Source organism: Nocardia sp. CA-120079 (assembly GCF_050955745.1).
In the GTDB taxonomy this organism is placed as follows: Bacteria; Actinomycetota; Actinomycetes; order Mycobacteriales; family Mycobacteriaceae; genus Nocardia.
The window spans coordinates 2,320,909-2,342,907 of sequence record NZ_CP192088.1 but is presented as its reverse complement, the minus strand read 5'-3'; the positions used below and the strand labels follow the sequence as shown (position 1 = coordinate 2,342,907).

23 protein-coding genes are annotated in these 21,999 nt (G+C 63.5%); 8 read left to right on the top strand and 15 right to left on the bottom strand.

Annotation, left to right across the window (positions count from 1 at the left end):
* The first annotated feature begins 75 nt into the window (after nt 1–75).
* On the top strand, nt 76–894 hold the full coding sequence (locus tag ACQPYR_RS10785; protein WP_433630665.1) for a nucleotidyltransferase domain-containing protein: 819 nt from the start codon (nt 76–78) through the stop codon (nt 892–894).
* A gap of 11 nt (nt 895–905) precedes the next feature.
* On the opposite strand, the gene ACQPYR_RS10780 is transcribed toward ACQPYR_RS10785, so the two are convergent.
* Nucleotides 906–1,397 carry a winged helix-turn-helix transcriptional regulator gene (locus ACQPYR_RS10780; protein ID WP_387289272.1) on the bottom strand — a complete coding sequence of 164 codons (492 nt, stop codon included), beginning with the start codon at nt 1,395–1,397 and terminating at the stop codon, nt 906–908.
* Nucleotides 1,398–1,503: 106 nt separating this feature from the next.
* On the opposite strand from ACQPYR_RS10780, the gene ACQPYR_RS10775 reads away from it, so the two are divergent.
* Nucleotides 1,504–2,148 (top strand): dihydrofolate reductase family protein, encoded by a 645-nt coding sequence (locus tag ACQPYR_RS10775; RefSeq protein WP_433630662.1) that lies wholly within the window; start codon nt 1,504–1,506, stop codon nt 2,146–2,148.
* Nucleotides 2,149–2,214: 66 nt separating this feature from the next.
* Here ACQPYR_RS10775 and ACQPYR_RS10770 read toward each other — a convergent pair whose 3' ends face one another.
* From ACQPYR_RS10770 to ACQPYR_RS10745, 6 genes are all read right to left on the bottom strand, one after another.
* Nucleotides 2,215–2,418: a cold-shock protein gene (locus tag ACQPYR_RS10770; RefSeq protein ID WP_040693519.1), complete on the bottom strand. Its 204-nt coding sequence runs from the start codon at nt 2,416–2,418 to the stop codon at nt 2,215–2,217.
* Between the two features lie 425 nt (nt 2,419–2,843).
* Nucleotides 2,844–4,700, bottom strand: a complete 1,857-nt coding sequence (iolD, locus tag ACQPYR_RS10765; RefSeq protein ID WP_433630659.1) for a 3D-(3,5/4)-trihydroxycyclohexane-1,2-dione acylhydrolase (decyclizing) — start codon at nt 4,698–4,700, stop codon at nt 2,844–2,846.
* Nucleotides 4,697–5,482, bottom strand: a complete 786-nt coding sequence (locus ACQPYR_RS10760; protein ID WP_433630657.1) for an ATP-binding cassette domain-containing protein — start codon at nt 5,480–5,482, stop codon at nt 4,697–4,699. Before ACQPYR_RS10760 ends, iolD begins: the two co-directional genes overlap by 4 nt.
* Nucleotides 5,479–6,531 carry an ABC transporter permease gene (locus tag ACQPYR_RS10755; protein ID WP_433630654.1) on the bottom strand — a complete coding sequence of 351 codons (1,053 nt, stop codon included), beginning with the start codon at nt 6,529–6,531 and terminating at the stop codon, nt 5,479–5,481. Before ACQPYR_RS10755 ends, ACQPYR_RS10760 begins: the two co-directional genes overlap by 4 nt.
* 13 nt (nt 6,532–6,544) lie before the next feature.
* Nucleotides 6,545–7,552 carry a sugar ABC transporter substrate-binding protein gene (locus tag ACQPYR_RS10750; protein ID WP_433630652.1) on the bottom strand — a complete coding sequence of 336 codons (1,008 nt, stop codon included), beginning with the start codon at nt 7,550–7,552 and terminating at the stop codon, nt 6,545–6,547.
* A gap of 10 nt (nt 7,553–7,562) precedes the next feature.
* Nucleotides 7,563–8,480 (bottom strand): TIM barrel protein, encoded by a 918-nt coding sequence (locus ACQPYR_RS10745; RefSeq protein WP_433630649.1) that lies wholly within the window; start codon nt 8,478–8,480, stop codon nt 7,563–7,565.
* A 260-nt stretch (nt 8,481–8,740) separates the two neighbouring features.
* Here ACQPYR_RS10745 and ACQPYR_RS10740 point away from each other — a divergent pair, with 260 nt between their 5' ends.
* Both ACQPYR_RS10740 and ACQPYR_RS10735 read left to right on the top strand, forming a co-directional pair.
* A complete protein-coding gene (locus tag ACQPYR_RS10740) occupies nt 8,741–9,745 on the top strand; it encodes a LacI family DNA-binding transcriptional regulator (protein ID WP_433630646.1) in 1,005 nt (334 codons plus the stop codon).
* Between the two features lie 27 nt (nt 9,746–9,772).
* Nucleotides 9,773–10,786, top strand: a complete 1,014-nt coding sequence (locus ACQPYR_RS10735; protein WP_433630644.1) for a Gfo/Idh/MocA family protein — start codon at nt 9,773–9,775, stop codon at nt 10,784–10,786.
* A 121-nt stretch (nt 10,787–10,907) separates the two neighbouring features.
* On the opposite strand, the gene ACQPYR_RS10730 is transcribed toward ACQPYR_RS10735, so the two are convergent.
* The gene (locus ACQPYR_RS10730) at nt 10,908–11,315 is read right to left on the bottom strand and encodes a hypothetical protein (protein WP_433630642.1); all 408 of its coding nucleotides are present in this window, start codon (nt 11,313–11,315) and stop codon (nt 10,908–10,910) included.
* 100 nt (nt 11,316–11,415) lie between these two features.
* Here ACQPYR_RS10730 and ACQPYR_RS10725 point away from each other — a divergent pair, with 100 nt between their 5' ends.
* Complete coding sequence (locus tag ACQPYR_RS10725) at nt 11,416–11,706, top strand: hypothetical protein (protein WP_433630640.1); 291 nt, start codon at nt 11,416–11,418, stop codon at nt 11,704–11,706.
* A 161-nt stretch (nt 11,707–11,867) separates the two neighbouring features.
* On the opposite strand, the gene ACQPYR_RS10720 is transcribed toward ACQPYR_RS10725, so the two are convergent.
* On the bottom strand, nt 11,868–12,335 hold the full coding sequence (locus tag ACQPYR_RS10720; RefSeq protein WP_433630637.1) for an NUDIX domain-containing protein: 468 nt from the start codon (nt 12,333–12,335) through the stop codon (nt 11,868–11,870).
* Complete coding sequence (locus ACQPYR_RS10715) at nt 12,322–13,083, bottom strand: hypothetical protein (protein ID WP_433630634.1); 762 nt, start codon at nt 13,081–13,083, stop codon at nt 12,322–12,324. The genes ACQPYR_RS10720 and ACQPYR_RS10715 overlap by 14 nt, the downstream gene beginning before the upstream one ends.
* 394 nt (nt 13,084–13,477) lie before the next feature.
* Between ACQPYR_RS10715 and ACQPYR_RS10710 the strand changes: the two genes are divergently transcribed.
* Entirely contained in the window at nt 13,478–13,792 is a 315-nt protein-coding gene (locus tag ACQPYR_RS10710) for a hypothetical protein (protein WP_433630631.1), read from the top strand.
* 699 nt (nt 13,793–14,491) lie between these two features.
* Here the strand turns inward: ACQPYR_RS10710 and ACQPYR_RS10705 are convergent.
* From ACQPYR_RS10705 to ACQPYR_RS10695, 3 genes are all read right to left on the bottom strand, one after another.
* Complete coding sequence (locus ACQPYR_RS10705) at nt 14,492–15,670, bottom strand: McrC family protein (RefSeq protein ID WP_433630628.1); 1,179 nt, start codon at nt 15,668–15,670, stop codon at nt 14,492–14,494.
* Nucleotides 15,667–16,857 carry an McrB family protein gene (locus tag ACQPYR_RS10700; RefSeq protein WP_433630625.1) on the bottom strand — a complete coding sequence of 397 codons (1,191 nt, stop codon included), beginning with the start codon at nt 16,855–16,857 and terminating at the stop codon, nt 15,667–15,669. The genes ACQPYR_RS10705 and ACQPYR_RS10700 overlap by 4 nt, the downstream gene beginning before the upstream one ends.
* A 409-nt stretch (nt 16,858–17,266) precedes the next feature.
* Nucleotides 17,267–17,728, bottom strand: a complete 462-nt coding sequence (locus ACQPYR_RS10695) for a nitroreductase/quinone reductase family protein (protein WP_433630623.1) — start codon at nt 17,726–17,728, stop codon at nt 17,267–17,269.
* A gap of 102 nt (nt 17,729–17,830) precedes the next feature.
* Here ACQPYR_RS10695 and ACQPYR_RS10690 point away from each other — a divergent pair, with 102 nt between their 5' ends.
* Complete coding sequence (locus ACQPYR_RS10690; RefSeq protein WP_433630621.1) at nt 17,831–18,460, top strand: TetR/AcrR family transcriptional regulator; 630 nt, start codon at nt 17,831–17,833, stop codon at nt 18,458–18,460.
* A gap of 253 nt (nt 18,461–18,713) precedes the next feature.
* Here ACQPYR_RS10690 and ACQPYR_RS10685 read toward each other — a convergent pair whose 3' ends face one another.
* Nucleotides 18,714–20,120 carry a vWA domain-containing protein gene (locus tag ACQPYR_RS10685; RefSeq protein WP_433630618.1) on the bottom strand — a complete coding sequence of 469 codons (1,407 nt, stop codon included), beginning with the start codon at nt 20,118–20,120 and terminating at the stop codon, nt 18,714–18,716.
* A gap of 328 nt (nt 20,121–20,448) precedes the next feature.
* Nucleotides 20,449–21,339 (bottom strand): AAA family ATPase, encoded by an 891-nt coding sequence (locus ACQPYR_RS10680; RefSeq protein ID WP_433630616.1) that lies wholly within the window; start codon nt 21,337–21,339, stop codon nt 20,449–20,451.
* A gap of 232 nt (nt 21,340–21,571) precedes the next feature.
* Between ACQPYR_RS10680 and ACQPYR_RS10675 the strand changes: the two genes are divergently transcribed.
* On the top strand, nt 21,572–21,871 hold the full coding sequence (locus tag ACQPYR_RS10675; protein ID WP_433630614.1) for a hypothetical protein: 300 nt from the start codon (nt 21,572–21,574) through the stop codon (nt 21,869–21,871).
* Nucleotides 21,872–21,999 lie beyond the last annotated feature (128 nt).

Here is a 21,999-nt window from a genome sequence, read left to right as displayed (position 1 = left end):
CACATACCCTCAGCCGTCGCGGCAGTACGAAAACGGCTGGTCCGCTTGTCCGGAGCCGAACTACGATCACCGACCATGTCCCTGCGCGCGATTCCGGCTTCGATGGACCCGATGGTGGTCAGGTCCATCGATGCCGAGCTCGATCGGATCGAGCGCGCGCATCGGGTGTCGGTGCCGCTGGCCATCGAAAGCGGCAGCCGGGCTTGGGGATTCCCGTCGCCCGATTCCGATTACGACTGCCGGTTCGTCTATGTCGCACATATGGACACCTACCTGTCGCCGTGGCGGACAAGGGATGTCATCGAGACGCCGCTGGTCGGCCTGCTCGATGTGAACGGCTGGGATCTGGCCAAGGCGCTGCGGCTGCTGGTGAACGGCAATGCGGTGCTGATGGAATGGTTGATGTCGCCGATCGTGTACCGCGGCGACGATCGATTCCGTACCGAATTGCGTACGGTGGCAGCCGAAGTCGCCGATCGCAGCCAACTGGCTCGGCATTACCTGCATCTGGGCAGCAGGCAGTGGGCGCTGTTCGAGCACCATCGGTCGCTGAAGAAGGTGTTCTATTCGCTGCGGCCCGCGATGGCCTTACGTTGGCTGCGTGAGCATCCCGATGCGGCAGTGGCACCGATGCATCTGCCTTCGCTGCTGGAACAGTGCGAGCTTCCCGGCGAGCTGGTTTCGGCGATCGCCGAGCTGACCGAGCTGAAGTCGCGAACCCGCGAAATGGGTAGCGGAGCAGTGCCGGTCCCGATCGCGGAGTTCATCGCGGCCGAATTCGACCGTGCGACAGTTGCTTTCCCGAAAACGCGCGACCGGGACATGGATCGGGCTCGCGCGGTGACCGCCGACTTCTTCCGCAAGGAAGTCCTGGCCGCTGCACAAGGGCAGTAGCCAGCTCTGCATCACTCGGCGACCGCGGCGGCGTAGGCGCGCGCCAACCGGTCGGTGGCGGTCGGGGCATCCGGATCGGGACGCGGAATCCCGAGGTGCGACTCGCGCAGTTCGTCCATGAACTCGGCCCAGAGCTGCGGCCCGCCCTCCTCGAGGAGTTCGGCGCGTACACGCAGGCGTTTCGTCGTCGGGCGATGCCGGAGACCCCATGCGCCCAACTGCGCCATGATCGGCACCAGTTGGATCGCGGGCTCGGTGAGCCGGTACTCGGCCTTCTGACCGGGGCGGGTGTCCTCGCGACTGAGCAGTCCGGCCGCGACGAGGCGCTTGAGCCGGTCGGACAGGATATTGGACGCGATCCCCTCCTCCGATCCGGCCAGCAGCTCACGGAAGTGGCGGCGATTGCCGAACATCACGTCACGCAGCACCAGCAGCGTCCACCGATCGCCGATCACCTCGATGGTCGCGTTGATCGGGCAGCCCGAACGTCCCTCGTCGCGCATGCGGCGCTCCTTCCGTCGAAGTTACTGCTTGCATTCTACAACCAGTTGCACCTAGGCTGTCCACAAGCGATTGCAAAATGCAAGCAGATCAGGAAAAGAGAGAATCATGGCCAAGTTGCGCGTACACAACATCGCGATATCGCTCGACGGCTATATCGCCGGACCGAATCAGGGACCCGAGAATCCGCTCGGCGAGGGCGGGCTGCGGCTGCACGACTGGGTGTGGGCCACGCGCTACGCCCACCAGATGGACGGGGCGGACACCGGCGAGACCGGCGTCGACAACGATTTCATGGTCGCGGGCGATGCCGGCATCGGCGCAACCATCATGGGGCGCAACATGTTCGGCCCGATCCGCGGTCCGTGGGCCGACCACGAATGGCAGGGTTGGTGGGGCGACAACCCGCCCTACCACCACGACACCTTCGTGATGACCCATCACACGCGCCCGTCGCTGCCCATGACGGGTGGCACGACGTTCCATTTCGTGAACGAAACGCCGGAAGAGGTTGTGCGCCAAGCATTCAAGGCCGCAGACGGTCAGGATGTACGGCTCGCGGGCGGCTCATCGGCGATCCGGCAGTTCCTGCGCGCCGGTCTGGTGGACGAGATGCATCTCGCGGTAGTCCCGATTCTGCTCGGGGCGGGCGAGCGGCTCTACGACGATCTCGGCACTCTGCCGGGCTACGAAATCAGCTCGGTGGTGCACTCCCCCGCGGTCACCCATGTCACCTTCACCAAGAGCGCCTGAATACCCCCCTGAAACGAGAGAGGCCCGCACCCCCTGCCGGGTGCGAGCCTCCTAAGTCACGCTTGATCAGATAGCGCGGACGTCCTGGGCCTGCGGGCCCTTCTGGCCCTGGCCGATCTCGAACTCCACGCGCTGGCCCTCTTCGAGGGACCGGAAACCCGAGCCGGAAACGGCCGAGTAATGCACGAAGACGTCAGGGCCGCCTCCGTCTTGAGCGATAAAGCCGAAGCCCTTCTCGCTGTTGAACCACTTCACACTGCCTTGAGCCATGTTCTTTACTTCTTACTTCCTGTTGATGAGCCGAGCAGATCACTTCGATGAGCCCGATCTCTCGATCAACAATGCCATCATCGGACGAATTCGGCCACATCCAGCAGTGGTAACTGTGAGCAAGCCGACGTTCGCCCAGTGCTGTGGCGGCGCACGCAACACCGGTTGCGAAGGGCTGGCTATCCTGAGCATAAAGCGTTCACTGCGCATAGATCGGCCGGTCAGCGCACACTTTCGGCTACCCGCGCCGACACTGCCGGAATCCCAGCAACCGCGGCGAACACAGACGACGGAGCGAAGCTAAGAATTCGCAAAGAAAATGCGCAACTTCGGGCTCAGATGTGCACTAAGTGGTCGGTTTTCAGTTATGCGACCGTGACCGAGTGTGCCACACGATCGTCATATAGATGGAATTGCAAGGCCGACTACTCCGCTGATTCGGCACTGTTCAGGTAACGCACCTGAGCCGCCTTGGCCTGGTCGTACGCTGCGCGACCCGCCAGGTGCTCCGGCACACCGACCTCCCACCACGCGCCCGCATCGGTCCAGGCGGACGGCTGGGTGCGCACGACCACTACGGCCGGGCGGGATTCGCTCAATGCCGCCGCCCTGGCCCGCGCGTATGCGCCGCGGAACTCGGTCAGGTCGGTCGCGTTGAATACCGCGCAGCCCAATGATCTTGCGTGGCTTGCGAAGTCGACGCGGGGCGGTTGTGGGTGGTTGGTGCGGCAGTCGGTGTAGAAGTTGTTGAAGGGGTCGCCGCCCTGCCCCTCCTGGAGCCTGGCGATCACCGCGTAGCCGTCGTTATCGCAGACGACCGCGACGAACCGGTGGCCCGCGAAGGACGCGGAGAACAGTTCGGAATTGAGCATCAAATAGGAGCCGTCGCCGAGCATGGTGGTGACCAGGCCGTGCACATGCGCCATGGCCGCACCCCAGGCGCCCGCGAGTTCATAACCCATGCAGGAGAATCCGTACTCGACGTCCATGGTGGGCACGGTGCCGGTGGCCCGCCAGCCGCCGATCAGCTCGCCTGGCATGCCGCCCGCAGCGGTCATGACGTAGTCGTCCGGTGCGCTCAATTCGTTGACGACGCCGACGATTTGGGCGTAACTCGGAGCACCCGGTGTCGGCGCGCGCAGCTTGTCGATGTGTGCGTCCCAGGTGGTGCGCAGTCCTTCCGCACGGTCGGACCACGCGGCATCGACCCGCCAATTGACAAGGAGTGCGGCCAATTCCGATACCGATGCGGCGGCGTCACCCACGACCGCGAGCGCGCCGTGCTTCACCGCGTCGAACCTGGCCGTGTTGATGGTGATCAACCGGACGTCGGATGCGAAGACGGTCCAGGACGCCGTGGTGAAGTCCTGTAGTCGGGTGCCGATGGCCAACACCAGATCCGCCTGTGCGGCAAGGGCATTGGCCGATGCAGAGCCGGTCACGCCGAGCGGACCGGCGTACAGCTCGTGGTCGTGCGGCACGAGGGTGCGCCCGGCCGTCGTTTCTGTCATCGGAATCTCATGCCGCTCCGCGAATTCCAGTATCAGCCGGCCCGCACCCGAATAACGGACACCGCCGCCGAGGACCAGTAACGGACGTCGGGCCGATCGCAGTGCCCGTGCCGCCTCGGCCATCACCCGCGAGTCGGGGCGCGAACGCGTGATCCGGTGCACGACCGGCTCGAATAGGGCATCAGGGAAGTCGTAGATCTCGGCCTGGACGTCCTGCGGCAGTGCCAGTGTCACCGGGCCCACATCGGCCGCATCGGTCAGTACCCGGGCCGCCTGGGGCAGGGTTGCGATGAGTTGTTCCGGTCGGGTGACGCGGTCGAAGTAGCGGCTCACGGCGCGGAATGCATCGTTGACGGTAATGGTCGGGTCACCGAAGTGTTCGACCTGTTGCAGCACCGGATCCGGTGCGCGGCTGACGAAGGTGTCCCCCGGAAGCAGCAGCAGCGGAAGACGATTCGCATGGGCGACACCGGCGGCGGTCACCATATTCAGCGCGCCGGGACCGATCGAGGACGTCGCGATTCCGACCTGACGCCGGTGCGTCGCCTTGGCCAGGCCGATGGCGGCCAGTGCCATCCCCTGTTCGGTATGCCCGCGCCAGACCGGGATTTCATCGCGACGCTCGGACAGTGCGGTGCCGAGGCCGAGCACATTGCCGTGCCCGAATATCGCGAAAGCGGCCGGGAAAAGCGGTACTTCGCGCCCATCGAAGGTCTCCGAATGCTGGGCGACCAGCCAGCCGACCAGTGCCTGCGCCGTTGTCAGCTTCACGGCGTCACCACGCGCTGCAATTCGTGCTGCAGCGCGTCCAATTCGGCGCCACCGGCCATTTGCCGGGTCAGCTCCGGCAGGTCGATCTCCGACTTCTCGTACGAGCCGAGCATCGCACCGCGTTTGAGCAGCAGGAAGCGGTCGCCGACCGGATAGGCGTGATGCGGGTTGTGGGTGATCAGAATGACCCCGAGCCCACGATCCCGCGCCTGCACGACGTATTTCAGTACGACACCGGCCTGTTTCACGCCGAGGGCTGCGGTCGGTTCGTCGAGGATGAGCACTCTGGCCCCGTAGTGCACCGCCCTGGCGATCGCGATGCACTGGCGTTGTCCGCCCGACAGTGTGCCGACCGGCTGTTCCAAATCGCGGATCTCGATCCCCATGTCCGCCAACGCCTCTCGTGCTATATCGCGACCCTTGCGTCGGTCGAGCAATCGCAGCGGACCGTATCCGAACGTCGGTTCGGAGCCGAGTACGAAGTTGCGCCAGACGCTCATCAGCGGCACCACAGCGAGATCCTGGTAGACGGTCGCGATGCCGTGGTCCAAAGCGGCACGGGGCGAGGATAATCGAGTCGGCCGGCTATCCAGCTTCAGTTCCCCGCGATCGTGCTGATGCACACCGGCGAGAATCTTGATCAGCGTCGACTTGCCCGCACCGTTGTCGCCGAGGACACAGGTGACCTGTCCCGCATTCACCACGGTCGAGACGTCGCGCAGCGCGACGACACCGCCGTAGCTTTTGCCGATATCGATTGCTTCGATCAATGGTGTCGTCATCGCCGTACCCTTTCGGCTCGTTTCTTGAATATGTTGTTGACCAACACCGCGGCCAGCAGCAGCACGCCGAGGAACAGCATGAACCAGTCGCTGTCCCATCCGGCGAAGACGATGCCCTGCCGCGCCATGCCGAAGATCAGCGCACCGATCGCGGCGCCGACCGCCGAACCGAATCCACCGGTCAGCAGGCAGCCACCGACCACGGCGGCGATGATGTAGTGCAGTTCCAGCCCGACGCCCTGATTCGCCTGCACGCTGGAAAACCGGAGAATGCTGCAGGATCCGACGACCCACCCGGCGAAGGCGGTGGTCATGAAGAGCAGGATCTTCGTCCGATCGGCCGGGACGCCGACGGCCCGCGCGCTCGGCAGCGCGCCGCCCACCGCGAAGATCCAGTTGCCGAACTTGGTGCGCACCAGGACAAGCGCGGCGATCGCGGTGAGCACCACCCACCACACGACCGATGCCTGCAGGTGCGTATCGCCGATATCGAGTGTCGAGGCGAAGACCCAACCCGCCGAGTTGTATCCGTCGGCGCTGCGAATACCGGACACCTGAACGGTTCCGGTGACCAGGCGGGTCACGCCGAGATCGAGGCCTTGCAGCGCGAGGAAAGTGCCGAGGGTGACGATGAAACTCGGCAGCCCCGTTCGCATCACGAGCCAGCCGTTGAACGCACCGACCGTGAGCGCGAACAGTAGCGAAACCAAGAGCGCGAGCCAGACATTCCAACCCGCGTGCACCGCGAGCAATGCGGTGACCAGTGCGGTGGAAGCGGTCATGACACCGGCGGACAGGTCGAATTCGCCGCCGATCATCAGTAGCGCCACCGCGACCGCCATGATGCCGAGCGTGGACGAATCGTCCAGCCAGGTCGCGACGCCGAGCGGGCTGAGGAAGCGGTCGGTGATGATCGAGAAGAATACGAAGACGAGTGCCGCACCCAGCAGTGCGCCGATCTCCGGTCGCACCACCATCCGCTGGAAGAGCGACGGTCCGTCCGGCGGAGTGCTCGCAGTGACCTCGGAAGTTTTCGTGGCAATAGTCATTTCATCTACTCCCTCAACGCATGCCCAGTGCCACGCGGGCCGCCACGGCCTCGACATTGTTCTTGTCGACGAAGGCGGGACCCGTCTGCACCGGTGCGCCACCACCGACCGAGTTCAGATTCGTCCGATACAGCTGCAGCAGGGCAATCGGCAGATAGCCCTGCTCGTACTGCTGCTGGTCCACGGCGAACAGCAGCTTCCCCGCCCGAATCGCCTCGACCACATCGGTATTCAGGTCGAAGGTCGCGACCGTCGCGGACGATTGCGATTCCTTCACCCCGTCCACCGCGCGGGCGGCGACCTGTGAATTCAGCGTAAGCACGGCGTCGATGGACCTATCCGCCTCCAATGCGCCCTTGATGCGGGACTGGGCGTCGGTGGGATTGTTGATGTCCACCTGCAGCGTGGTGCCGTTGCCGAAGGCCTTGGTCGCGCCGTCACAGCGCTGATTGGCACCGATATTGCCCGCCTCGTGGATCACGCACAGCAGCTTCTTGCGGCCGGCGTCGGCGAGGCGCTTACCCGCGGACTGTCCGGCCAACGTTTCGCTTTGCCCCACATGGCCGATCGCACCGAATTCGGCGCTCTCGCTCTCACCCGAGTTGATGGTCACCACCGGAATCCCCGCCGCGACCGCCTTTTCGATCGAGGGCCGCAATGCCTCCGGGTTCGCCATTGATACGACGAGCCCATCCACGCCCTGTGCGACAGCGTTATCGATGAGTTTGGCCTGCTGGCCGGGATCGCCCGAGGAGTTGTATTCGACACGGACACCGAGGTCCTTGCCCGCGGCCTCCGCGCCGTTCTTGACGACATTCCAGAAGGCGTCACCGGGGCTGCCGTGGGTCACCACCGCGACGGAGCCCAATTTGCCCTGGGCGACCGGGGATTGGGTCGGCGCTGGGACATCTGCCCCCGGACCGGTGCACGCGGCGAGGAGGGTGGCCGCGGCCAGCCACGGCAGTACGCGGCGGGATCGCCGCCACCATGCCGTGCGTGTTTCGAGCGACATCGTTGTCATCACTTCCCATCTAGATTCGGGCCCATGGGGATCGGGGTGAGCCCAGCGCGCCACCTATGCCCGCAAGGTGGATCAGACTGCGGGCGGCGTCGCGGCTCGGCTGTTCTGCCGAATCGTCGGGGTGCAATGCCGTGTCCTGTTCGATGACATACCAGCCGCGGTAGCCTGCGGCGTGCACGCTGCGCACCAGGGCCTCGATGTCGATATCGCCCTCGCCGAGCGGAACGTAGATGCCGCGGCGGACGGCATCGCTGTATTCCATTGCGCCGCTGCGCACTCGGTCGGCGACGGCTTCGCGCACATCCTTGAGATGGATATGTCCGATGCGTTCCGGACAACGCTGTGCGAGGCGCACCGGATCGGTGCCGCCAATGAGCAGGTGGCCGGTATCCAGGCAGAGGTCGAGATCGGAATCGGCGAGGAACCTGTCGACTTCGGCTTCACTCTCGACGTAGGTGCCGACGTGGGGATGCAAGGTGGTGCGCAGTCCGAATTCGGCGGCGACATCTCGGATGGCGGCGGCGGTTTCGATCAGCGTCCGCCACTCTTCGTCGGAAAGTGAAGGGCGCGTGTCGTATCCGCCGAGGCCGGTCGCGGCCGCGAGGACGATCACCTCCGCACCCGTCGCAGCGAACAGCGCGGCGTTCTCGCGGGCGGTCTCCAATGCCCGCTCCGGATCACGGTGCAGCGGGAGCGCCAGGAAGCCACCGACCGAGGTGATGTCGAAATCATCTAGCAGCGAGCGCAATTCGGCTGGATTGCGCGGTAGGTAGCCGGGTGGGCCCAGTTCCGTCGCGGCGATGCCGAGCGCGGCCATCTCGGTGAGGACGGTTCGCGCGTCGAGCACATGACCCCAGCCGGGGACTTCGCAGACTCCCCAGGAGATCGGCGCGGCCGCGATGCGCAGCGGATAGCGAGGTTGGGTCATCCGGGCTCTCCGACCTTTGGTGTCGATCGACGTATGCGCTATTGGAGCGCTCCAACTATGTAACGTAGGTCATACTGTGTCAAGTACTGCACCGATCGCTGTTTTATCGCTACTACCTGCGAAAACTGGCACTTCCAGCGGAAATACCCGGCGCTCGCAGTGGGAAAAATGTCGGATTAGAGCGCTCTATTGATTAGGCTTGGCCGACCTTGTAACGTCCGACACTGCAGGCGCCCGGTGGGATGCGGAACGGAGGCGAGATGGCTCGACCGACCATGGAGGACGTCGCCGCCCGCGCCGGGGTGTCCCGCGCGCTGGTCTCCCTCGTCATGCGCAACTCCCCCAAAGTCAGCGAACATCGTCGCCGCGCGGTGCTCGCGGCCGCGAAGGATCTCGGCTATCAGCCGCACATCATGGCTCGGTCGCTGGCCAGCCGAACCTCCAACATCATCGGCGTCATGGTCTCCGACCTGCGCAATGCGTTCTTCGCCGATGTGGTGGAGGGTATGGACGCGGCCGCGCAGGACGGGGGTGTGGAGTTGATCCTCAATACCGGCCGCCGCAGCGCCGCCCGTGAGCGCACCGCGCTGGAGAGCCTGCTGTCATTCCACCCCGGCGGCATCATCCTGCTCTCACCCGTACTGCCGGTGGCGGCCATCCGCGACGCCGCCGAGAAGTGCCCGATCGTGCTCATTTCGCGCAGCTCGACCATTGCCGACGTCGATACCGTCAATGACGACGGCGAGCTCGGCGCCGCACTCGCCGTGGATCATCTGGTCTCGCTCGGCCACCGCCGGATCGTGCACCTCGACGGTGGCGGGGCCTTCACCTCGGCCTCGCGCCGTCGCGGATACCGCGCCGCAATGGCACGAAATGGGCTGGAGCCCATGATCGTTGCCAGCGAGCACACGGACTCCGGGGGTATCGCCGCAGTTCAGAAGCTGCTGAACCTGTTCTCCCGCGACAACTTTCCCACCGCACTGGTGTGCGGCAACGACTTCAACGCCGTCGGTGCGATGTCGGCACTGGAAGAGGCCGAACTTTCGGTGCCGCGCGATGTTTCGGTCGTCGGCTACGACAACACCTCGCTGGCCGCGCTGCGACATGTTTCCTTGACCACCATCGATCAGCCGCGAACTCAGATGGGCCGCTTGGCAATCGAAGCGCTCATCGAACGGCTGCGCGACGGTCGCACCGAACCGGTGCGCCGCCGACTGGAACCCGCCCTGGTTGTGCGCGCGACGACCGCGGCACCACGCAACTGAAGCGCTATTTCACCCGAAGGAGAGCCGATGACATCTGCACTCACCATGGGCCTGGCCGGTGTCGGCCGTATCGGCACCTCCCACGCCGAAACGCTGAAACACCTGCCCGGTGTCGACACCGTCATCGTCGCGGATGCCGACGCCGAACGCGCCTTTGCCGTCGCGGGAAAGCTCGGCGTTCAAGCGGTCTCCGATATCGATGCCTTACTCGCCGCACCCCTTGACGGCCTTGTGATCGCGACCGCGACCGACTCCCACCCCGAACTCATCACCCGCGCCGTCGACGCGGGCATCCCCGTCTTCTGCGAAAAGCCGGTAGCCGCCGATATCGAAGGCACCCTCGACGTCATCATCCGCCTCGAAAACTCCACCGTTCCAGTCCAAATCGGCTTCCAACGCCGCTTCGACGCCGGTTACAGAGCCGCCCGAGCCGCCATCACCTCCGGTTCCCTCGGTTGGTTGCACACTTTGCGCGCGACCACGCTGGATCCGTCGCCCCCACCGGCCGAATACATTCCGCGCTCCGGAGGTTTGTTCCGCGACTGCGGAGTGCACGATTTCGACATAATCCGGTGGGTTACCGGGCGCGAAGTGGTCGAGGTCTATGCGACCGGCGCCAACCGCGGCGAGGAGTTCTTCTCCGCCGCAGGCGATGTGGATACCGCCGCGGTATTGCTGCGCTTGGACGACGACACTTTGGCAACCGTCTCCCTCAGCCGCTACAACGGCGCAGGCTACGACGTCCGCCTAGAAGCCCTCGGCTCCCGCGGCAACGCCATCGTCGGTCTCGACGACCGCTCACCGTTGACTTCCGTCGAACCCGACTATGTCCCTTCGCCATACCCCGCCTATCCCGGCTTCATGGAACGCTTTCGTCGGGCCTACACCGACGAGCTCGCGGCGTTCCTCTCCGTGGTATCTGGTGAACTCGCCAACCCCTGCACACCCGCCGACGCCCTCGAAGCGTTCTATATCGCTGAGGCATGCGAACTTTCGCGACACGAGAACCGGCCAGTTGCCCTGACCGAAATCCGCCGCTGACCGACCCCCGTAGCACTGGGCTTTCCTCCAGCAGCAAGCTGTAATCGGTCACAACTGGCGCCTGCAACGCTCATCGAATGCCGTGCTCATGGCCACAGCTGGTGACAACTGAGACCCGCCGTCACCACGACTCCAGCGTCGGTCCGGAACGCCGCACCGCGACCACCTGATTCGAATCCTCGTACAGGATCTCCCCTAGCGCATCGGAATCCAACCGCACCCACCCCACGCCGTGCGCGTCAAGGATCGCGAGATACCCCGCCACCCGTGCGATCATCTCCACAGCCGCCACCTTGAACCACGACGCCGCTCCTGGATGAACCGCACGGTCGTAGATCCCAGGATCCACGTCACTCGGATCAACAAGATCGGCGTTGTACCAATCATTGTTGAGCCGCCGAAACCGCTCCTGCTCCCCCGTCAACACCCCCGCCCGCGCCAATCCATTGACCAGCGCGAACACCCCCGGATACCGCCCATGCCGGTTCGCCTCCGCAGCTTCGAACCGCACAAACCGACGTCCGCTCACGAACCTGTTGTACCGCAAAAGATGTCACACCCCACTGCAACACTTCTCGTAGTCAGCGCGACCACCCACTGACCTCTAGAAGCCGAACTCGGGGGATCTCATGCCATTCGCCGCACTCGCCACCATCTCGATCCTCTGCATCACAGCCGCAGTCACCGCCCTGGCCGCATCCGTAGCCACCGACTCCCTCGCCACCAAAGCCACCCAAGCCGCCAAATCCTGCTTCATCGGCGACAACCTCCCCACCGACGCCTACTTCACCACCCGCTCCCGCTCCACCCGCCTGTCCCAAATCTCCACCCGCTTAATGACTTCCGGCGTCCTGCTCCTACTACTGGGAGTAGCCACCTTCGCGCTGGCCGCCTGGCAGCACAAACACACCGGCCACTGAGGCCTCCCCGTCATGCGGTGGTAGGCCCGGTTTCGGTCGAGTTCGTGGGCGGCAACCAAGGCCGATCACCGGGAGGCAGAGTGCCACTTCTGATTCCGAGATCCAATCGCGCGCACTCGTAGGACTCGTTTCGCCTGCGCCCATCTCGGAAGATGTCACACTTACCTGACGATAGGAGCCTTTCCAGATCGCCAGTCATCAATCCGTTTGCGAATACTCGCCACCATGGGGAGCGTGTCGATCTCACCTGTGTCGAACCAGGCCACTTCCGTAGATTCATCGGACACGTGAATAGTTCCGCTGAGTGGCCGTCCGAGGAGACATATCGAAAACTCTTGTCGCACTTCGCCATTATCGTAGGCGAACACATGGTCGGGGTCCGTGTAGGTGCCGACGATCCCCGTGATTTCGACATCGATGCCGGTTTCTTCCTTGGTCTCCCGGATACCGCACTCGGCGAGCGATTCGCCCAGTTCCATCTTTCCCCCCGGCAATGCCCACATCTCGTTGTCCACCCGACGCTGCAGCAGGATCTGACCGCTGTCGTTGACTACGACGACCGAAGCTGCGGGCACCAGGCTATTCGCTTTGGGCGCATTGGGATCGTTCTCGTAATCACGTCGTGCCATGCTCAGTCGTCTCCCAAATGTTGCGGCCTCGGGACCACAAGTCTTCGACATGATCGGAGAATCGGTCGAACATACCGTCATCCTGCTCACGTTTGAGATGGAACATCGGCGAGTCATGGCCGACTCGTCGCGCGAGAATCGGTGTCACGATCATGTCGTTGTCGAAGCGGAAGACCGACAGGTTGACATGCCCGTTCGTGAAACGGCCCGCGATGCTGTCCACGCCCCGCAGCTTGTGCAGTTCGCCGATAGTCACCGCGATACGCGTCGACAATGTCAGTGGGACATCCTCTTCGCGTTCGCGGGCTCGGGTTACATCATCATTCGGGTCGCCGATCAGGAAGCGAATGCGGCAACCGTTCGCGGCCTTGCGGCGAAGGATATCGGCCAGATTGGCCTGTTCCAGCCACAAGAAGTAATTGGTGTAGCCAGCAAACGTCAGCTCACTGCTGGCTTTGGTGATCAACGATCGCCACAGCGAGGCCGGTGCGGCGGAGCGGTAGGGAAAGACTTGGACGACTTCGCGATCCGGCCCGGTCTTCAGGGTTAGGCGCACAGCCGAAGGCCACAAGACTGCCTCCTCAGCTTCTAGAACTTCGCATACCACCCAACGGTGACGGGCGTGCGGTACGCGCGTGGGGTTTGCCAACCATCGATTAACCGTTTTCGTGTCGACTTCACATCTTTCGGCGAGCTGTTGTTCGGTGATCTTGGCCTTCGCCATGGCCTGTCGCAAAGCATGGTTCACGGTACGCCCCCTCCGCCCTCCGGACGGTAGGAACCTTATCTTGAAGCGTCCCAAACGTCCCCGAAACGCAGTAGGAACGCCCCCCGCAACTGATCGATGCTGAAGACGTGCCTAAGAGTCGCGCCGACAGCAGTCCCCCCGGCAGGAGCCAAGACCGCTGTCGTTGCACGCACCACACGACAACAGATGCCAGAAGGGGAGGGGCTGCGATGAATAGAGAACTGCCGCAACGCATTCGGGGTCAGTACCACGCACCGCCACGATTGATCGACCTGCCTCCAGTCGAACTCGTCACCCGCGTTGCCGCCGCCGTCGAACGATGGGCGGCCCAATCAGCTCCATCTCGAGCTGCAGTAAGTTCTGGCACCGAACACCAGGAATGCAAGGCCTGATCATGCATCGAACCGCGTTGCGTACCACGCAAACCCGAGACGGACACAAAGTCGCGATGTGGCAGTTGATCGGGCTCACTACCCGCATCCTGCGGGTGCAGCTGATTCCCGAATCATTCACAGCGCATCGACTGCCATCGAAGACCCCGCTCCCAGCCGTGCAACCAGGAACGATCCTGTTCGATGCATACCCCGACCTGACCGACGCGCGACAGATGCTTCCAAAACACAGCGATCTGTGGGACGCCCTGCAGCATGACTACTGGGCGGCACTGCTGAATCCGGCCGACATCGGCCGCGGGACGCCGGGAGCTTAGGACCAATGCCCGAGTTTCCTTGTCCACCAGATCCAATCGCGCCCTCGGTAAGGGCGCTGCTTGTGCTGTTCCACGAGGACTCCGCCGAGAAGCTGCAACAGGCCCCCTCGGACAGCAGGCCGGTTCTCCACCGGGCGGATGGTTCGTGGTGTGAGGTCGGCGAGGATGGCTGGCCGATCTCTAGGGGAGACACAGACGAAAACAACCAATCGCCATTCTGCCGCTCAGAACTGCTGCGGGCTGACTTCGCACACCTCACCATCGACGCTCTGAAGCGATACGAAGGACAGGATCAATGATTGCTACCGCTTGGATGAACTGGCTGACCGGGTGCCGCTCAATACCAAATGTCGAGGTGGTCATTGTCCGAGATCCGGATGGGCCCACAGAAACACAGGTATTCGTCAACGGGGTCGAGCACGAAGCAACCATATTCAACGTCGACGCAGGTGTCGGATGGAATTGGAGTGACTGGAAGAGCACCCGAGACTCAAACCTCTCCGCCGCCTCTCCGGCAGTTCGAGGCATCTTGCTGGTCGCATACGCAGATACACCCGGCGGCCAATATATCGAGCGCGACAACGATGTCGACCGGCTTGACGAGCTCTCGAACGAAGTTCCTTGGGAAGGAAGACTGGCAGACCAGGAGAAAGCCGGCTCCGGATCGGGCAACGCAGGCCCAATGGGATTCTTCACAAACTACTTATGGAGGATCGTGCGTGCCAACGAGTCGATGTTCTTCAGCAGAGCATTCGGTGGCAGAGCGAGATCGAGCGCATGGCAATGAATGGTGATGTTGCAGGTCTTGATGGCGTGGGTGGTGGCAGGCTCGTTGCCTTTCGCGTAGATCAGGTGCCCCTCTTTCAAACCGAGAACGGAGCAGTAAGCCAGCATCTGATAAAGGTCGACTTCGGGGAAGCCCTTCGGCTTCTCGGCCTTGTACTTCGCGTCCACGACCGCCAGCGGGTCGCCGTCAGCATTGCACCAGACGAGGTCCGGGATGAACTTGATCCTCGATGCCGCATCCATGTAGTGGTCTTTTTGGGTCTTCGGATGTCCTCCGAACTGCTGCATCGCCATGCTGATCGCGCCGGTGACGAAGTCCTCGTAGATCTTCCACATATCGAATACGAAGCCCGAGACAGCGAGCGGCCCGTGCTGCTGGCCGAACGAACTGTTGTCGAGGATCACTTCGGACAACCCGAGAATATCGCGGTAGCGCAGGTTGAGTCGGTTCAATCCGTACGCCGGTCTTCGTTCACGAGGTGAAACGATCGTTATCTCGTCCAGGATCGCTCGTATGCGACTGAGCTGCTGCCGCGCGCCGATGCCGATATCCGGCATGCTGAGCAGGCGTAACGCGGCGAGCAGGATGACCCGATTCTCCGGAATATCCGCCGTGAAGTCGTCGTACTCGACGGCGATCGGGACCGGCAACCCATAATTTCGGGTGATCTGCTCCTGGAATCGAACCCGCCCCCGAACCACCGACAGCGAGTCCGCGGTAGAGCGGTAGCCGCGCAACAGGCCACGCCCGAAAGCATCGGAAGCCAAGCGGACAAACGATTCCGCGACCGCCGGAAAGAGTCCGTCAGCCTTGGCAAGTCGGACGAACTCGTCTCGCCAGATCGCCGGATTCGAACTGTATCCGATGAAGAACAGAATTCGATTCAGCTCGGCGATCTTCGGACGTACGTTGATCTGTACACCGCCCAGCCGGACCGAACCAACCTTTTGTCCGGGCTTGATGCGGTACCTGCCACGCGAGATAGGACTTATCCCAGCGATTTTGACACGGCGGAGGGCTTCACACTGCTCGTCCGAAAGATCGACCGTTCCCGGCCGACCATGCTCGACAAGATCGACTGTGAGCGTCACGGTTGGGTGTCCGGTTCAGCGTCTTGGGAAGCCACACGCTGTTCGATCTTTGCCAAAGCATATCTATCGTGCACGTCGATGTCGGTATTGAAGTGATACTCCTCCATCAGCGGCAGAACAGTGGTGCGCCATGCAACGTCCATCCCGATCTTGGAAGTGGTGCCTCGGCGCATGAAGTACGAAGGGCCGATCTTGAAGTCTTCATCAGCGATGGATTCGTTCAGCTCATCCACGATATCGGCGATCACTTCGTTTTCCCCATGGTCCTTCAGCCAGTTCCGCAGCACGCTCCTTATCGGTTCCTTCGACGGGTGCAAATGCACAAAGGCGAAACGCCGTCGCATCGCCGAATCGACCAGCGCGACAGAGCGATCGGCTCGGTTCATCGTTCCGATGATCAGCACGTTCTTCGGCAGGCTGAACATTTCTACCTTGTCCGAGTAGAGCAGATTTATGCTCTCATCCCGATATTCCAGCAGATAGTAGAGCTCGCCGAAGATCTTCGATAGATTCCCTCGGTTGACCTCGTCGATGATGAGGACGTACAGATTCTCTGGATCTTTTCGCGCAGTAGCAGCCAGTTGGCGCAGCGGTCCCCGGTGGATGTCGTACGCGATCTGACCGTTCTCCGTTTCGACCGGACGGAACCCCTCGAAGAAGTCTTCGTATGAATACGAAGGGTGGAACTGCACCATCTTGACGTGCTCTGCACCGGCCAGATGCTTCGCGATAGCCTTTGCGAGATAGGTCTTTCCGGTGCCCGGCGGACCATAGAAGATCAGTTGCGGTCGGTCCCGGAGCAGGTCGATGCACTCCTGCAGCCACTCTTTCGGCATGTACAACTGCGCGGCGAGCTCGTCGGTGGCATCGGGGAACTCGGGCTCGATATGGGCCTCGGTATCGGTTGCAGGCTGATCCTCCACGACGGCAGCGTGCCTAGGCCGCCAAGCGAACCCGAACGCTGCGCTCAATATGGAGATCAGCTCTGCCGCATTCTGGCGGTTGAGCTGAATCGACTGGCTGCTCTTGGGTGGAGACTCGCGCTGTTCGGATCCGAACGTCGATAGGTGGACCAGGGTTGCGCCGTCAGGATCCTCGATCACTTTGTACTGACAGCTGACGGCGTCATCGAGCTTGTGCGCCCGAACGTTCTGGGTACTGGGAACAATCTCGCGAATACGGGCCATCTGTCAGCTCTCCCCTAACTACCTTGCCGAACCCCGATCATTGCCGCAGTCGGAGCAAAGCGTGCGTGCACCAACCGCCGACTCTCCTGCTCACAAGATCCGCGCAACACACGGGCCAGGTGATGCGGGTAGCACCCCAGTCAGAATAGCGTTCGACTCAGACACAATTCAGGGAAGACGCGGCAAGCGATTCGTGCTGTCGACCATCGAGGCATCCGACACTCGACTCGGCTGGGGCACGCTCATAGTGGACGCTGACGTTCGTCTCGCCAAAGCTGCGCGGCAGGTCTTCGCGGTCAGCGGATCGGTTGCCAGCCTGAGGGCTCTGACGATCGCTGTCGGCGCGAAGACTATGGATTCGGACCAGTTGGCCGAGCAATTGTGGGGCAGCGCTGAAGATCATGGCAGGTCACAGGGGGCGGAGGAGGACTATGGCGGTGCCGCGGGATAGGGCTGCGCGGAGGGTGGGGAGGTTTACGGTGCCGTCGGGGTCTAGGTGGATTTTGGCGAAGCGGCCGTGGGTTGGGTTTTGGGTGAGGATTTCGCGGTAGAGGGTGGCGGCTCGGGGTTCGTCGGTTATGACTTCGTGGGTGGCTTGGAGGTGGTTGCCGCGCAGGAGGATTCGGACAGGAACGCCCGGAATCAGGTTGTGGCGCCAGGTGGCGGCGGTGCCGATGAGGAGGTGGCCTTCGTGTTCGGCGTAGCCGACTGGGTTGGCGTATTCGCGGCCGGTTTTGCGGCCGGAGACGGTGATGATGAGGAGTCGTTTGCTGAGTAGAGGGTGTAGTGGGGAGCGGAGTATGAAGCGGACGATGGCGTCGCCGGTGCGTTGGATGCGGGATTGGGTGGTGGGGGTTTTAGTGCTGGTCATGGGGGTGGCTCCGGTGATCGGGTAATTACTGAGTAGATACTCAGAAAATACGCCCGGGTGGGGCATACTGCAAGGGCTGATCGGTGTGAAGAGGAGGTTGCGGTGGCGAAAGCTGCGGATGGTGCGCGGGCGACGCGCGGGCAGCGGGGGCGGCCTCCGACGGGGGTGCGAGAGTCGGTTGTGGTTGCGGCGCAGGAGATTTTGCTGGAGGCGGGGGTGGCTCGGTTGTCCACGAAGGAGGTTGCGAAGCGGGCGGGGGTGGCCGAGTCGAGCATCTTTTATCACTTCGGCGATCGAATGGGGTTGTTGCAGGCGGTGATTCAGCGGCATTTGCGGCCGGTGAAGGATGTGCTCGGGGAGGTCGAGGAGGAGCCTGGGTTGCGGGCGGGGCTGGTGGCGCTGGTCGAGGCGTTGGAGGAGTTTTTCGTGGATACCATTCCGGTGATGGCTGCGGTGCAGTCGGATGTGGAGTTGCGCGCGAAGTTCGCGGAGCGCAGTCGGGAGTTGGATATCGGGCCGCATCGTGCGGTCGACGCCGTGGTCGCACATCTGTCGATGCCGCACGCCGACCGGCGCGTGCCTGAATCGGTAGATCTACGAGCTGCCGCTTTACTACTGGTCGGGGCCGCGCATCAGCGGGCGCTGCAACGTCATCTGAGTCCGCCTGATGTGATCGCGGGACTGCCCACAATCGAATCCGTTGTGGATACGGTCATGCCGATCTTCGGCTGATACCGGCGCGCGCAGGCGCACGGTGAAAGAATTCGCGGCAATCGACCTGGCAACCGTCAGCGCAGTCATTCTGGCTGTCCACGAGCGGGGCACAGCGACACGGAACCCCTGACACAGTCCGTCAGTCGGTTGGCCAGGACTCGGCCCGGTACGACCACTGCCGACCAGTCGACTCTTCGCAGTTGACGGGTATATCGACCTGTGCCGCAGCTGTACACAACTCACGGCAATGATCGGCCATCGACGCCCCGCGTCATGCAGGGAGGAGCCGCCCGATTACCTCTGCCAGCTGCTTGACGTTGCGGCATTCGTGCATGGTGATGTGGTCGGCGTAGATGTGGGCGGCGGAGTCGCCGGCGGACCAGGAACGGGCTGGCTCCGGATTGAGCCAGTAGGCATGCTTGGCCCGCGAGGACATAGTTTGCAGGGCGGGGAGATTGGGGTCGGTGCGGTTGGTGCGGGCGTCGCCGAGGATCAAGAGGGAGGTGCGAGGGCCTAGAGCGTCGAGGTAGTTGTCGACGAAGCCCTGGAAGGCCTCGCCGTAGTTGCTGCTGCCGAAGCGGGCGACGTTGGTATGACGGATGATTCGTGCGGCCAATTCCGGGGTCGGGGGTTCGCCGGGGGTGAAGTGGGCTGTGATTTCGTCGCAGGTGTCGATGAAGCCGAAGCTGCGAACCTTGCTGAATTGGTCCTGCAGCGCTTGGACGAGTTGCAGGGTGAATTCGGCGAAACCCGTTACGGAGCCGGATAGGTCGGCGAGTACGACCAGGTCGGGGCGGCCGTGTTTGCGGGCACGAAGAACCGGGTCGATCGGCACGCCGCCGGTGGCCATGGAGCGACGCAGGGTGCGGCGCATATCGATCTGGCCGCGGACCGCCTTGCGGCGACGGGCGGCGAGGCGGGTGGCGAGTTTGCGGGCCAAAGGGTTTACCAGGCGGCGCATTTCGGCGAGGTCCTGAGTGCGGGCGCCGAGGAAGTCGACCTGGTCGGTGCTGGATTCGACGCCGCGGCGAGCGATGTACTCGGTGCCACGGAGTTGGGCGGAGCGCAGGCGCGCCTCGTTTTGGACGGCGGTGCGGAATTCACGCAGGCGACGGTCGGCTTCGATGGTGCGGACGCTGGTGTCGAGATCGGTGCCCATAGTTTCGACGATGCGATCGGCAAGTTCTTCTGGCCGTAGGGATTTCATGGTCAGATAGGAGGACCAGCCCGCACCCGATGCGGTGGTGACCGGGCGCGAGGGCTCGCCGGCGCCGACTCCCCCATAGCCACCAAGTGCGGTGAGTGCCTGCCGGGCGAGTTCGGTTACGGCAGCGCGATCGTCTCGAGCGACTGCATCCACCAGGCGGTCGCGTAGATCGTCGATGGAGTCGGACGCCGACGGGGTCACCGGTTGCTCGGCAGTGCGGAAGTAGAGATCGAAGAGCTGGTCGAAGACGGCGCGCTGGCCGTTGCGGCGCAGCAGGCAGGCGGCCATGCCGGAGCGCAGGCGGTTGCGGTCGGATAGGCCGAGCGCGAGCATTGCCTCGGCGGCGTCGATGGTTTCGCTCGGCCCGGCGGAGATGCCGTGCTCGCGCAGTAAACCGACGAACTCGACCAAACGATCGGTCATAGTGCTGGCGGGCTGCTCAGGGCTGCGCCGCGCGGGTGACGTCACCACTCGGTCCCCTCCCACGGCCGCACCCATTGTCGGGATCCCGAGCCGTCGCCTTGAAAAGTGCTGATACCGAGATACGGTGCGGCAGTTGATATATCGTCGCAGCGCACGCAGAGCGGTTCGCCACCACACGCGCCCGCCCGCGTCCGCCGGCGCGATCGGCACCGACCCGCCTCGCCCACCTGCCCCACGCGTCGGCGCGATCCGCACTCGTCGCAGACGCCCGCAAAAGATCCCGATAAACGGTGCGGCAGCTGATGTGCGACGCATTCATGTGCGGTGCATCGCATGCGCCTCCATTCGGACGCGACCCGGATCGCGGCAGCGGTGGTCATGACGGTCTGCGTTCGTGTGGATCGGCTGCCGGAAGCTCGAGGCGATCGATGGCTGTGCGGTGGTCGGCTTGGTATTTGAGGAGCACCCCGAGGGTTGATCGGACGATGGTGCCGGTGAGGTTGCGAGCGCCAAGAGCTACGAGAGTTCTTGCCCAGTCGACGGTTTCGGCAATCGAGGGCGGTTTGCGCAGGGCCAGTTCGCGGAGGGCCGCGACGGTTCGTACGACCGGCTCCGCCAGGGTTTCGTCGAGCTCGGGAACCTTCATGCGGACGATCGCGCGCTCCAATTCCGCTGTCGGATAGTCGATGTGCAGGTAGAGGCAGCGGCGTTTCAGAGCTTCGGAAAGGTCACGGTTGGCGTTCGAGGTGACGATGACGAAGGGCTTGCGGACGGCGGTCACGGTGCCGAGTTCGGGGATGCTGACCTGATAGTCGCCGAGGACCTCGAGAAGCAGTCCTTCGAGCTCGATATCGGACTTGTCGAGTTCGTCGATGAGCAGCACGGTCGGATGCGGATTCCGGATCGCGGCCAGTAGCGGGCGTTGCAGCAGGAATTCTTCGGTGAAGACGTGGTCGCGGGTGCTGTCCCAACTCGCGTTGTCGGTGGCGGTGATGCGCAGCAATTGCTTGGCGTGATTCCACTCATAGAGCGCGCGGGCCTCGTCGATGCCCTCGTAGCACTGCAGGCGCACGAGGTCGGAGGTGGTGGCGGTGGCGAGCGCCTTGGCCAGCTCGGTCTTGCCGACACCCGCCGGCCCCTCGATCAGCAGGGGCTTGCCCAGATGACCGGCGAGGAATACCGCGGTGGCGATGTCGGTGGAGGGCAGGTATCCGGCGTCGGTGAGCCGCCGCGTCACCTCGTCGACCGAGCCAAAGAACTTACTCATCGGTAACAGTCTAGAACCAGCGGATTTCCGCTCCATCCCTGAGGCCGACACCCACCGTCTGGGGGACTCGTCATACCAAAGGATGAATCTGCCTGAAATCGTGTTCGCACCATTGCCATTCGACCGGTCACGGCCGAGTGTGGACGTGCAAATCGTTGCGTCACCGGGCATCCCCTGCATCCGGCGAGCAACGACGGCGTCCCCGCGGACGCGCAGATAGAAAGGATCCACGGTGTTCTCGAGAACGACTCCTCGCCGATTGACCCGGGTGGCCATGGCGGGCGCCCTCGCCGCAGTCCCGCTGACCGTACTGGCCATACCCGCCTCGGCCGACCCGGCCACCGGCGAACCCGGCGTGACCGAGGTGCGACACCCGCACAACAACGATTGGGATTGCGACCGCCCCGGCTTCTTCGACGACTGGAACCACAGTCCCGGCCGTTGGGACGACTGCGATCTCCCGGGCCGCTGGAACGACCCGTGGCGATTCCCCCGCCACCTGTTCCCCCGCGGAACATTCGGCAGCAGCTGATCCAGAGAGGCGGCCCGGCGCGACAGGTGCCGGGCCGCTGTCATGGATCGGGTACCGACCGCGATTCAGTCGCGTCCCGCAGTCCAACGGGAGCTCATGCCGCGAGCTGCGCATCCAGCTCGGACAAC

What these genes read in the sequence shown, in the direction of transcription:
- ACQPYR_RS10760 (WP_433630657.1), bottom strand. Translation starts at nt 5,482, where the DNA reads ATGACGACACCATTGATCGAAGCAATCGATATCGGCAAAAGCTACGGC.
- ACQPYR_RS10680 (WP_433630616.1), bottom strand. Translation starts at nt 21,339, where the DNA reads ATGAGTAAGTTCTTTGGCTCGGTCGACGAGGTGACGCGGCGGCTCACC.
- ACQPYR_RS10740 (WP_433630646.1), top strand. Translation starts at nt 8,741, where the DNA reads ATGGCTCGACCGACCATGGAGGACGTCGCCGCCCGCGCCGGGGTGTCC.
- ACQPYR_RS10785 (WP_433630665.1), top strand. Translation starts at nt 76, where the DNA reads ATGTCCCTGCGCGCGATTCCGGCTTCGATGGACCCGATGGTGGTCAGG.
- ACQPYR_RS10745 (WP_433630649.1), bottom strand. Translation starts at nt 8,480, where the DNA reads ATGACCCAACCTCGCTATCCGCTGCGCATCGCGGCCGCGCCGATCTCC.
- ACQPYR_RS10710 (WP_433630631.1), top strand. Translation starts at nt 13,478, where the DNA reads ATGCATCGAACCGCGTTGCGTACCACGCAAACCCGAGACGGACACAAA.
- ACQPYR_RS10780 (WP_387289272.1), bottom strand. Translation starts at nt 1,397, where the DNA reads ATGCGCGACGAGGGACGTTCGGGCTGCCCGATCAACGCGACCATCGAG.
- ACQPYR_RS10695 (WP_433630623.1), bottom strand. Translation starts at nt 17,728, where the DNA reads ATGACCAGCACTAAAACCCCCACCACCCAATCCCGCATCCAACGCACC.
- ACQPYR_RS10755 (WP_433630654.1), bottom strand. Translation starts at nt 6,531, where the DNA reads ATGACTATTGCCACGAAAACTTCCGAGGTCACTGCGAGCACTCCGCCG.
- ACQPYR_RS10700 (WP_433630625.1), bottom strand. Translation starts at nt 16,857, where the DNA reads ATGGCCCGTATTCGCGAGATTGTTCCCAGTACCCAGAACGTTCGGGCG.
- ACQPYR_RS10735 (WP_433630644.1), top strand. Translation starts at nt 9,773, where the DNA reads ATGACATCTGCACTCACCATGGGCCTGGCCGGTGTCGGCCGTATCGGC.
- ACQPYR_RS10775 (WP_433630662.1), top strand. Translation starts at nt 1,504, where the DNA reads ATGGCCAAGTTGCGCGTACACAACATCGCGATATCGCTCGACGGCTAT.
- ACQPYR_RS10770 (WP_040693519.1), bottom strand. Translation starts at nt 2,418, where the DNA reads ATGGCTCAAGGCAGTGTGAAGTGGTTCAACAGCGAGAAGGGCTTCGGC.
- ACQPYR_RS10720 (WP_433630637.1), bottom strand. Translation starts at nt 12,335, where the DNA reads ATGGCACGACGTGATTACGAGAACGATCCCAATGCGCCCAAAGCGAAT.
- ACQPYR_RS10725 (WP_433630640.1), top strand. Translation starts at nt 11,416, where the DNA reads ATGCCATTCGCCGCACTCGCCACCATCTCGATCCTCTGCATCACAGCC.
- ACQPYR_RS10750 (WP_433630652.1), bottom strand. Translation starts at nt 7,552, where the DNA reads ATGACAACGATGTCGCTCGAAACACGCACGGCATGGTGGCGGCGATCC.